Annotated in this window: 11 protein-coding genes and 1 pseudogene; 6 read left to right on the forward strand and 6 right to left on the reverse strand. The window is 67.9% G+C overall.

What is annotated here, in order from left to right; translation table 11 throughout:
* The 4 genes and pseudogenes from QOI01_RS27175 to QOI01_RS27190 all read left to right on the forward strand — a co-directional run.
* Window positions 1-846: ABC transporter ATP-binding protein (locus QOI01_RS27175; RefSeq protein ID WP_526386263.1), on the forward strand; the 846-nt coding region annotated here is incomplete at its 5' end.
* On the forward strand, window positions 843-2,486 hold the full coding sequence (locus QOI01_RS27180; RefSeq protein ID WP_526386264.1) for an ABC transporter permease: 1,644 nt from the start codon (window positions 843-845) through the stop codon (window positions 2,484-2,486). The genes QOI01_RS27175 and QOI01_RS27180, both read left to right, overlap by 4 nt.
* 9 nt (window positions 2,487-2,495) lie before the next feature.
* Entirely contained in the window at window positions 2,496-3,170 is a 675-nt protein-coding gene (locus QOI01_RS27185; RefSeq protein ID WP_526386272.1) for a methyltransferase family protein, read from the forward strand.
* Between the two features lie 238 nt (window positions 3,171-3,408).
* Window positions 3,409-4,004: pseudogene (locus QOI01_RS27190) on the forward strand (DUF4126 family protein).
* A 186-nt stretch (window positions 4,005-4,190) separates the two neighbouring features.
* Here the strand turns inward: QOI01_RS27190 and glgC are convergent.
* On the reverse strand, window positions 4,191-5,405 hold the full coding sequence (glgC, locus tag QOI01_RS27195; RefSeq protein WP_526386265.1) for a glucose-1-phosphate adenylyltransferase: 1,215 nt from the start codon (window positions 5,403-5,405) through the stop codon (window positions 4,191-4,193).
* A 136-nt stretch (window positions 5,406-5,541) separates the two neighbouring features.
* Between glgC and glgA the strand changes: the two genes are divergently transcribed.
* Window positions 5,542-6,714, forward strand: a complete 1,173-nt coding sequence (gene glgA / locus QOI01_RS27200; protein ID WP_526386266.1) for a glycogen synthase — start codon at window positions 5,542-5,544, stop codon at window positions 6,712-6,714.
* A 19-nt stretch (window positions 6,715-6,733) separates the two neighbouring features.
* On the opposite strand, the gene QOI01_RS27205 is transcribed toward glgA, so the two are convergent.
* The 5 genes from QOI01_RS27205 to folP form a co-directional block, all read right to left on the reverse strand.
* Window positions 6,734-6,901 (reverse strand): DUF3117 domain-containing protein, encoded by a 168-nt coding sequence (locus tag QOI01_RS27205; protein ID WP_005059648.1) that lies wholly within the window; start codon window positions 6,899-6,901, stop codon window positions 6,734-6,736.
* A gap of 142 nt (window positions 6,902-7,043) precedes the next feature.
* Window positions 7,044-7,649: a DNA-3-methyladenine glycosylase I gene (locus QOI01_RS27210; protein WP_526386267.1), complete on the reverse strand. Its 606-nt coding sequence runs from the start codon at window positions 7,647-7,649 to the stop codon at window positions 7,044-7,046.
* A complete protein-coding gene (locus QOI01_RS27215) occupies window positions 7,646-8,119 on the reverse strand; it encodes a DivIVA domain-containing protein (protein WP_526386268.1) in 474 nt (157 codons plus the stop codon). Before QOI01_RS27215 ends, QOI01_RS27210 begins: the two co-directional genes overlap by 4 nt.
* Before the next feature lie 118 nt (window positions 8,120-8,237).
* A complete protein-coding gene (locus QOI01_RS27220) occupies window positions 8,238-9,188 on the reverse strand; it encodes a glucosyl-3-phosphoglycerate synthase (protein WP_526386269.1) in 951 nt (316 codons plus the stop codon).
* A 103-nt stretch (window positions 9,189-9,291) separates the two neighbouring features.
* The gene (gene folP / locus QOI01_RS27225; protein WP_526386270.1) at window positions 9,292-10,167 is read right to left on the reverse strand and encodes a dihydropteroate synthase; all 876 of its coding nucleotides are present in this window, start codon (window positions 10,165-10,167) and stop codon (window positions 9,292-9,294) included.
* A 193-nt stretch (window positions 10,168-10,360) separates the two neighbouring features.
* On the opposite strand from folP, the gene QOI01_RS27230 reads away from it, so the two are divergent.
* On the forward strand, window positions 10,361-10,522 hold the full coding sequence (locus QOI01_RS27230) for a hypothetical protein (protein WP_526386271.1): 162 nt from the start codon (window positions 10,361-10,363) through the stop codon (window positions 10,520-10,522).
* The last annotated feature ends 166 nt before the right edge of the window (window positions 10,523-10,688 follow it).

Here is a 10,688-nt window from a genome sequence, read left to right on the forward strand (position 1 = left end):
AGGCTCGACCTGACGGTGGCCGAGGGTGAGGTGCACGGCTTCCTGGGGCCCAACGGCGCGGGCAAGTCGACGACCCTCCGAGTCCTGCTCGGCCTGGTACGCGCCGACTCGGGAACCGCGCGACTGCTCGGTGGCGATCCGTGGACCGACGCCGTCGCCCTGCACCGCCAGATCGCCTACGTGCCAGGCGACGTCACCCTGTGGCCGTCACTGACCGGTGGCGAAACCATCGACCTGCTGGCTCGCATGCGCGGCGGCATCGACGAGAACAGGCGCGCCGAGCTCGTCGAGCGCTTCGCTCTCGACCCGTCGAAGAAGGCAAGGACGTACTCCAAGGGCAACCGGCAGAAGGTATCGCTGGTCTCGGCATTCGCCTCGAACACCCGACTGCTCCTGCTCGACGAACCGAGCAGCGGCCTGGACCCGTTGATGGAGAACGTCTTTCAACAGTGCGTCACCGAGGCACGGGAGCGCGGCGCCACGGTGCTGCTGTCCAGTCACATCCTGGCCGAGACCGAGGCGCTGTGCCAGCGGGTCACGATCATTCGCGCGGGCAGGACCGTCGAAAGCGGCACCCTGGAGTCGATGCGACACCTGTCGCGCACCTCGATCAAGGCCGAGATGATCGGCGACCCGGGAGACCTCGGCGTCATCGAGGGCGTCGAAGACGTCAGCCTCGAGGGCCACACGCTGCGCGCGCAGGTGGACGGCGCGAGCCTCGGGGAGGTCATCAGGAGACTCGGCGACGCAGGCGTCAGCAGCCTCGTCAGCCAGCCGCCCACACTGGAGGATCTGTTCCTGCGTCACTACGACGTCGACGAGCCCGCCGAGCCGGTGACGGCATGACCGTCCTCGATCGTCCCCACCGGCCGGCTCATCAGGCACCCGCAGGCGGATCGCTCTTCTCGGGAACCCTTGCGCTGCTGCGCCTCTACCTACGTCGCGACCGCATCGTGGCGACCGCCTGGGTGCTACTGCTCTCCATCCCGGCCGGCGCCGTGTACGTCGGCAGCATCGCGGCGGTCTACCCCACCCAAGCGGACCGCGCGTCGTTCGCCGCCACGATCATGGCCAGCCCAGCCCAACGGGCGCTGTACGGAAACGTCTACGGTGACAGCCTCGGCGCCACCGGCGTCTGGAAGGCCGGCATGTTCGGTGTGCTGATCGCGGTCGCCGTGATCCTCACCGTCGTCCGACACACCCGCGCCGACGAGGAATCGGGCCGCACCGAGCTGATCGACTCGACCGCCGTCGGCCGCTACGCCAGTCTCACCGCGGCGCTTCTGCTCACCGGCGGCGCATCGGTCCTGACCGGACTCATCGCTACCGCGAGCCTTCTCCCGCTGGACGTCCCGGCGTCCGGCTCGCTGGCGTTCGGGCTCGCGCTGGCCTGCTCGGGCCTGGTGTTCACCGCCGTCGCGGCAGTGACGGCGCAACTGTCGACAAGCGCACGGTTCGCCCGTGGCGCGGCCTTCGGCGTGCTCGCCGCGGCATTCACCCTGCGTGCGGTCGGCGACGCGGGCTCGCGCATGGCGTTCCTCTCCTGGCTCTCGCCCTTGGGGTGGTCATCGCAGGTCCGCCCGTACGCGGGCGACCAGTTCTGGGTGCTGCTGCTCCATTTCGCCGTGACGGTCATCCTGATCCTGGTCGCCTACTGGTTGCTCGCCCACCGCGACGTCGGCGCCGGCATGATCGCCGAGCGCCCGGGCCCGCCACGCGCAGGCGCGTACCTTCGGGGCGTCGCAACCTTGGCGTGGCGGTTGAATCGGGGCTCGTTCGCCTTGTGGATCGCGGGGCTGTGTCTCTACGGCCTGCTCATCGGCAGCGTGGTCAACGGTATCGGGTACGAGATCGGCGACAGCCAATCGGCCCGCGACGTCGTGGCCCGTCTCGGCGGCTCCGACCAGATGGAACAGGCCTTCATCGCCGTCGCCTTCGGCATGCTCGGGATGGTCACCGCAGCGTTCGCGATCTCCTTGACGTTGCGGCTCCACCAGGAGGAGACGGGGCAGCGAGCCGAGGCACTCCTGGCCGGTGCTGTCAGCCGGACACGTTGGTTGGCAAGCCATCTGGTGTTCGCCATCATCGGACCGGCGGTGGCGATGATGATCACCGGGCTGGTGGCGGGGCTGACCTACGGCGCCGCCGCAGGCCACGTCGCGGGCAGGCTGCCGACGGTCCTCGGCACGGCGGCGGTCCAGATGCCCGCGGTCTGGCTGCTGGTCGCCGTCGCCGTGGCGCTGTTCGGCCTGCTCCCCCGGTTCACTCCGGCGGCGTGGGGCGTGCTGGTCGCGTTCGTCGCGGTGTACCTGCTTGGCTCACTGTCGAACTCATCCCAGTGGCTGCTCGACCTCGAGCCCTTCACACACGTCCCGCACGTCGGGTCCGTCGACTTCAGCGCCGCGCCGCTGCTGTGGCTGCTGGGCATCGATGCCGCACTGATCACGTTGGGCACCAAAGCCTTTCGTCGTCGCGATCTACGCTGAGGAGATAACATCAAGATCGGCCTGCAAACCATCGCGTCGACGCTGATCGGCCTGATGTTCTTCGGCTTGACCTTGTTCCTGCCTGCCTGGACGTTGCACTATTGGCAGGCCTGGGTGTTCATTGCCGTGTTCGTCGTCACCACGAGCGGTCCGAGCATCTACCTGGCCGTCAAGGATCCCGCGGCACTGCAGCGGCGTATGCACGCCGGGCCGACCGCGGAAACCCGCCCCGCGCAACGAATCGCGATCTCCGCCACGGTCCTAGCGGTCGTGGCACTACTGGTGGTCAGTGCCCTCGATCACCGGTTCGGTTGGTCGTCGGTACCGCTGGCGATGATCACACTGGGCAACGTGCTGGTGGCCGTCGGCCTACTGGTCGCCCAGCTCGTCGTCGTCCAGAACCGCTACGCCTCGGCCACCATAACCGTCGAAGCCGATCAAGAGCTGGCTTCCACCGGTTTGTACGGCCTGGTGCGGCACCCGATGTATGTCGGCGACCTCGTCATGATTATCGGCACTCCCCTCGCACTGGACTCCTATTGGGGCCTCGCGGTCCTCATCCCCGGACTTCTGGCCCTCGCCGCTCGGATCGTCGACGAGGAGAAGATGCTGAGCGCCGAGTTGGCCGGCTACGACGAGTACACGCAGAAGGTGCGGTACCGGCTGCTGCCCGACGTGTGGTGACGGCGGCGATGCCGGTGAGCCGAGAGACTTTCCGGTGGCGGTGTGGGGTCGCCGCCTACATCCCGCTGCGGGCGACGGGCCGGCTTGCCCGTTTCAACGATCTGGTGAACCTGCCCGGATCTGGTGAACCTGCCCGCAGGCCATCCGGATCGTCCACGCAGTCCTCCCTCGTAAAGATGCGAACTGGAATAGACGGTAGAACCCAACGCCCAGCTTCCATACTGGACCCGTCGAGCAGCTGCTGACCGGTCTGGGCCTGGCGACCGCCGCCGGCCTCAACGCCTACATCCCGCTACTCGCCCTCGGACTGCTCGCGCGCTTCACCGCCGTGGTGAACCTGCCACACGGCTGGTTCTGGATGGAGAACGGCTGGGTGCTGACCATCGTCGCAGTCCTGCTGTCGTCGAGGTCGTCGCGGACAAAGTCCCGGCGGTGGACTCGATCAACGACGCGATCCAGACGTTCGTGCGACCCACCGCCGGTGGCATCGTATTCGGATCCGGCACGGCCGCCGAAACCGCGGCCGTCGCCGACCCCGGCGAGTTCGCACAGTCGGGCAAGTGGATCCCGGTGGTGATCGGCGTCGTCATCGCGCTGGTGGTGCATCTGGTCAAGTCCGCGGTGAGGCCCGCCGCCAACGTCGCCACCGCAGGCGTGGCCGCGCCCGTGCTGTCCACGGTGGAGGACGTCACCAGCGTCGGACTGGTGATCGTCGCGCTACTGCTCCCCGCCCTTGTGCTGGTGTTCGTCCTCGCGCTGGCGTGTGCGGCGTGGTCACTGCTACGGCGCAGACGCCGACTTCAGGAGGCGCGGCCGGATCCCGCCGACCGCTGACTCAGCCAATGCCCACACCCGTGGATCGTTCGCCCTGGCGCGAATGCGTACCGAAGGCAGAGGGCGAGCGTGCGCAAAGTGTCACCCGCAATGGCGTGTCGCCGTACAGACACGCTCGCTCGCGCGGGAGGGGGGTTGCGCGGGAGGGGTCGCGCGGGAGGGGGATCGCGGAGATCGCGGGCGGGGCTAGATCCAGACACCCTTGCCGACGGCGACGACGCCACCCGCGCTGATCGCGTACCGCTCGCGGTCCTTCTCCAGATCGACGCCGACCATCTCACCTGGCCCGACGACCACGTTCTTGTCGAGGATCGCGCGGCGCACCACGGCACCGCGGCCGATGCGGACGCCGGGCATGATCACGCTGCCCTCCACGATTGCGCCGTCGTCGATGAGCACGTTGGACGACAACACCGAATTGCGCACGGACGCGGCCGAGATGATGCTGCCCGCGCCGACCACCGACTCCTGAGCCGAGCCGCCGTTGACGAACTTGGCGGGCGCCAGGTTCTCCGGCTCGCCCCGGATGGCCCAGCGCCGGTTGTACAGATTGAAGATGGGGTGGACCGACACCAGGTCCATGTGCGCGTCGTAGAAGGCATCGAGCGTCCCGACGTCACGCCAGTAGCCGTGGTCGCGCTCGGTGGAGCCGGGGACCTCGTTGTTGTTGAAGTCGTAGACCGCAGCCATCCCGTCGCCCACCAGGCGCGGAATGATGTCGCCGCCCATGTCGTGATCGGAGTGGTCTTCGTCGGCGTCGGCGCGGATGGCGTCGACGAGCACCTTGGTGGTGAAGACGTAGTTGCCCATCGACGCGAAGGTCTGCTCCGGGTCATCAGGCGTGCCCGGCGGGTCGGCGGGCTTCTCGAGGAACTCACGAATGAGGCCCGACTCGTCGGCGTCGATGCACCCGAAGGCCGTCGCCTCGGCGCGCGGCACCCGGATTCCAGCCACCGTCGCGCCCGCGCCACTCTCGATGTGGAACTGGACCATCTGCTCGGGGTCCATGCGATAGATGTGGTCGGCACCGAACACGACGACGTAATCCGGATCCTCGTCGTAGATCAGGTTCAGCGACTGATAGATGGCATCGGCCGAACCGGTGTACCACCGCGGGCCGAGCCGCTGCTGGGCCGGAACAGGGGTGATGTACTCACCGGCAAGTCCCGACAGCCGCCAGTTCTGCGAAATGTGGCGATCCAGCGAATGCGACTTGTATTGCGTGAGAACACAGATCTTCAAGTAGCGGGCGTTCACCAGGTTCGATAATACGAAGTCGATCAGCCGATACGCGCCGCCGAAGGGAACGGCAGGCTTGGCGCGATCCGCGGTCAGGGGGTACAGCCGCTTGCCCTCACCGCCCGCCAGGACGATGCCCAAGACGTGTGGCAGTTCCCTCATGGATCAAACCTATCGGCCTCCAGGGACCGCGGCTAGCCATTCGCACTATTGACCGAGACTTCTCCTCGACTGTCGGTCAAGACAATTGGGTGCGACTCACACACCGGCACCGCCACGGTGAACTACCGTCGTCATCATGCGGGTGGCGATGATGACACGGGAATACCCACCAGAGGTGTACGGCGGCGCGGGAGTACACGTCACCGAACTCGTCGCCCAGCTGCAGCACATGTGCGAAGTCGACGTGCACTGCATGGGCGCACCAAGGCTGGGCGTGCCCAGGATATCGGTGGCCCAGCCCGACCCCGCGCTCGCCGGGGCCAACCCCGCACTGACGACCCTGTCCGCCGACCTGGTGATGGTGAACGCCGCGGCGGGCGCGACCGTCGCGCACTCCCACACTTGGTACGCCGGACTGGCGGGGCACCTCGCTGCAATGCTGTACGGCATACCCCACGTCTTGACGGCGCACTCGCTGGAGCCGATGCGGCCGTGGAAGGCCGAGCAACTCGGCGGCGGCTACCGGGTGTCGTCCTGGGTGGAGCGCACGGCGGTAGAGGCGGCCGACGCGGTGATCGCCGTCAGCTCCGGAATGCGCGAGGACGTCCTCGCCACCTACCCGGCGCTGGACCCCAACCGCGTGCACGTGGTGCGCAACGGGATCGACACCCAGAAGTGGTACCCGGCCGGCCCGGCGGACAGCGGATCGGTGCTCGGTCGCCTCGGCGTCGACCCGACTCGGCCCTTCGTGGCGTTCGTCGGCCGGATCACGCGGCAGAAGGGCGTCGCCCACCTGGTGGCCGCCGCGCACCGGTTCGCACCCGACGTGCAGTTGGTGTTGTGCGCGGGAGCTCCGGACACTCCGGAGATCGCGGCCGAAGTGGGTGGTGCGGTGCAGGAACTCGCCCGGTCTCGCACCGGGATCTTCTGGGTGCAGGAGATGCTACCCGGGGATCAGATCCGCGAAATACTTTCGGCAGCAGCCGTTTTCGTATGCCCATCGGTCTACGAGCCGCTTGGGATCGTGAACCTGGAAGCCATGGCATGCTCGACGGCTGTGGTCGCCTCCGACGTCGGCGGCATCCCCGAGGTCGTGGCGGACGGCCGCACCGGGTTGCTCGTGCACTACGACCCCGCCGACACCCCAGCGTTCGAAGCCCGACTCGCCGAAGCGGTCAACGCCCTGGTGGCCGACCCCGCACGAGCCCAGCAGTACGGCAGCGCCGGGCGCCAGAGGTGCATCGACGAGTTCTCCTGGGCACACATCGCCGAGCAGACCCTGGAGATCTACCGGAAGGTCTCCTCGTAGCGAAGCGCCGGGGCGCCAGCTAGCTCGTTACGTTCTTCAGTTCATCGCCGAGGGCGGCCGCCTCGTCGGGGGTGAGTTCGACGACGAGGCGCCCACCACCTTCCAGTGGTACTCGCATCACGATGCCCCGCCCCTCCTTGGTTGCTTCCAGTGGACCGTCGCCGGTCCGGGGCTTCATCGCCGCCATCGAGTGCTCCCTCCGCATGCGCCGATCCGCGTAGGCGGACCGGGTCGGGGCCGAGACTGCCCACCCGGCGGCAGCACTCGGCATTGAACTGATCTTCAACCATTGTTCCCTATGCGAGCCCACTGGTGTGCAAAGACCCGACTTAGCCGCCTCGCACGACGGTGGGAACCCAGCAAGAGGCAACGTGGTCGTCGACCATTCCGGTCGCTTGCATTAGCGCATAGGCGGTCGTGGGGCCGACGAATTTGAATCCGCGGCGCTTGAGTTCCTTTGCCATCGCCGTTGACTCGGGTGTCACCGCCGGTATCTCGGTGAGATCGGTCGGCCGAGGGCGCGACTCGGGGGCGAAGGCCCACAGCATCTCCCCGAGTTCGACGTCCAGGTCGGCCACCGCGCGTGCGTTGGCGATGGTGGCCTCGATCTTGGCGCGGTTGCGCACGATCCCCATGTCTGCCATCAATCGCTCGACGTCGACCTCGGTGAAGCGCGCCACCTTCTGAGCGTCGAAACGCTTGAACGCGCGCCGGAAGTTCTCCCTCTTGCGAAGGATGATGAGCCAGGACAGCCCACTCTGAAACGCTTCGAGCGTCATGCGCTCGAACAGTTCGCGACTGCCCCTCAGCGGCTGGCCCCACTCGGCGTCGTGGTAGTTCCGGTAGAGGACCGAATCGTCGGTGGCCCAGCGCGGACCGCTGAAATCAGCCCAGCTGCAACGAGTTCGCCCGTCGCTCTCGACAACGGCGGTCACTGCTCGTCGCGTCCGTCCGCGGGCAGCGCATGTACGCCGCGGGGACGGGCTGCGTCCTCGGGCACGTCCTCGGGCACGTCCTCGGCTGCGTCCTCGGGCACGTCCTCGGGATCGTCGTTGGCCTCGGTATCGAACTCGGCCTCCGATCCCCCATCGGAGTCGGGGACGAAGTCGTCGATGCCATAGGCGGCGCGGACCGCGGCGAGCTGACCCCTGAGCTGATCGAGCTCCTGACCAAGCCGCTCGAGAACCCAGTCGACCTCGCTGACCTTGTAGCCGCGCAGCGTCTGGCTGAACCGCAGAGCGTCGACGTCGGCCCCCGTAACCTCTGAAGCAGGCAAGACCGTGGCGGTGGTGGCGCGCGGCAGGGGAGGCAGCCGCTCACCACGTCCGAACACCACGCTGCCGACGCCGAACAGCACGATGGCCACCAGGACGAGCACGACCAGGTAAAGCAGGATCAAGGTCACGACGTCGATACTGCCTGAGCACTATGACGCAGCGCCCGCCGGGCGGTGGCGCGGCCGCGTGTCACCGTTCGGCGCTGGGGTCCCACCCGCTTGCGGGAGAGCGCAGCGACCCAGGGGATCAGCGAGGTCGCAGCGTCACCATCGGCGGCCGGTCCGCCAGCGACACCGTCGAGGTGCGCGGAGCGTAGTCCTCGCCGTCGGCGAAGAACTGCGTCAGGCCGACGCCCGAGTCGGGTACGCCGCACCGCGACAGCAGGGTGGCGATCACCTGACGGCTCATCGCGGCCAGCTCGGTCAGCGGCCGGTTGCGGTGGGTCCGCACGCCGAGGTTGACCTGGGCGATGGCGTCCAGGCCGAGCTTGTCGTAAGTGTCGATGAGCAGCCCGATCTCCACGCCGTAGGCGGGCGCGAAGGGCAGCGACGTCAACAGTTCGCGGGTACCCGCATACTCGCCGCCCAGGGGCTGCAGCAGGCACGTCAGCTCCGGACGCAACGCGGCGAGCATCGGCCGCGCGACCAGTTCGGTGACCCGGCCACCGCCGTTGGCGTCCTCGCTGCCGCTCACCTTCAGGGGGCGACGGTAGAAGCCCTTGACCAGGTGCACGCCGTCGGTCGTCAACAGCGGACCGAGCAGTTTCGGCACGAACATGGGGTCGGGATCGATGAGGTCGGAGTCGACGAAGACCACCAGGTCGCCGGTCGTCGCGGCGAGCGAGCGCCACAACACCTCACCCTTGCCGGGCTGCGGTGCGACCTCGGGCAGCGCGGCTTCCCGGCTGACCACCCTGGCCCCTGCGGCGACGGCGCGGATCTCGGTGTCGTCAGTCGAACCGGAGTCCAGCACGACGATCTCGTCGACCAACCCGCCGAGCAGAGGCGTGATGGTGTCGATCACCGACGCGACGGTCTCCTCCTCGTTCAACGCGGGAAGGACCACGGAGATGGTCCGGCCGGCCTTCGCCGCCTCGAGTTCGGCGACGGTCCACTGCGGCCTGCGCCACGTGTGATCGCTCAACCAACGGTGTCCCGCGACGGCATCAGCGGCGGCGAGTTCAGGCACGAGGCTCATGACTCGACACCCGCTCGCTCCGGTCCTCGCTCGTCCCTCGCCGGAGGCGCCCCGGCGCCGACATCCAGCCCTGCGATCCTCACTCGCCCTCGCCTTCGGGTGCTCATGCCAGTCCCCTCACGGTCCGCGTCGGTGGACGCACGCCCTGGATCGACGCGACCATCTCCAGCACACGTCGAGTGGACCCCACCTCGTGGACCCTGAACATGGCTGCACCCGCCTGCGCAGCGAGCGCGGTCGCGGCCAATGTTCCCTCGAGGCGTTCGGTCAAGCCCACGCCCAGAGTCTCCCCGACGAAATCCTTGTTGCTCAGGGCCATCAGGACGGGCCATCCAGTGTTTACAAGGTCTTTTACGTGGCGCAACAAACTAAGACCATGATGAGTGTTCTTACCGAAATCATGCGTCGGATCGATCAGCACCGCGTCTCTCGCGACGCCTGCGGCGACTGCGTGTTCGGCCGCCGCGGTCACCTCTGCGATCACGTCGTCCACCACTCCGCGCTCGGACAGCCCGTAGTTGACGCGGAATGGACGCGTCCTCGGAATCGCTCCGCCGGTGTGTGAGCACACCAGGCCGGCACCGAACTCGGCGGCCACCTCGGCCAGACCCGGATCGGACCCACCCCACGTGTCGTTGATGATGTCCGCACCGGCCGCGCACGCCTGTTTGGCGACCGACGTGCGCCAGGTGTCGACGCTGATCAGCTGGTCGGGATAGGCACCGCGGAGCCATTCGATGAAGGGCACGACGCGGGCGATCTCCTCGTCGGCGTCGACGGCGTCGCCCGGGCCCGCCTTCACGCCCCCGACGTCCACGACGTCGGCACCGTCGGCGACGACCCGGTGTGCGGCTGCCTTGGCGGCCTCGTCGGTGAACGTGGCACCGCGGTCGTAGAACGAGTCCGGTGTCCGGTTGACGATCGCCATGATCATGGCGCGATTGGCCGCCACGGGGCGGCCCAGAAACGACGCCTGCATGTCTCCCAGGCTAGCTGCGTGCGGTTTCGGCGCGTTTTCATGCGGTCACCCGCCGACGACGTGTGTCGCGTCGAGGCATGTACATCCGCATCGTAGAATCGGGCAGGACGGGACTGGCGCAGCTGGACCACCACCGGGAGCGCAATCCGGAAGCATCGACCGCCTGGTGCTCCCCCACCTTTGGGGGACTGCTTTGAGCGCCATACTGATTGACGGCACGGCCGTCGCAACTGCGATGCTCGACGACGCCGCACGTCGAGCGGGCGGCGTCACGGCGGCGCTCGGCCGCAAGCCGTGCCTGGCCACCGTGTTGGTCGGAGACGATCCGGCCTCGCGCACCCACGTGAAGATGTAAGGCCAACCGGTGCCATTTGATCGGCATCGACTCCCGACCACATCACCTCGCCGACGGCGCGAGCACCGACGAGGTGCTCGAATTGGCCAGCCGCCTGTCCCGCGACGATGCGGTGGACGGCATCTTGGCAGACCGTCGACGCGGCACAGGCCCTGGCCGCTGGTCG

The organism is Mycobacterium sp., assembly GCF_032162605.1.
In the GTDB taxonomy this organism is placed as follows: Bacteria; Actinomycetota; Actinomycetes; order Mycobacteriales; family Mycobacteriaceae; genus Mycobacterium.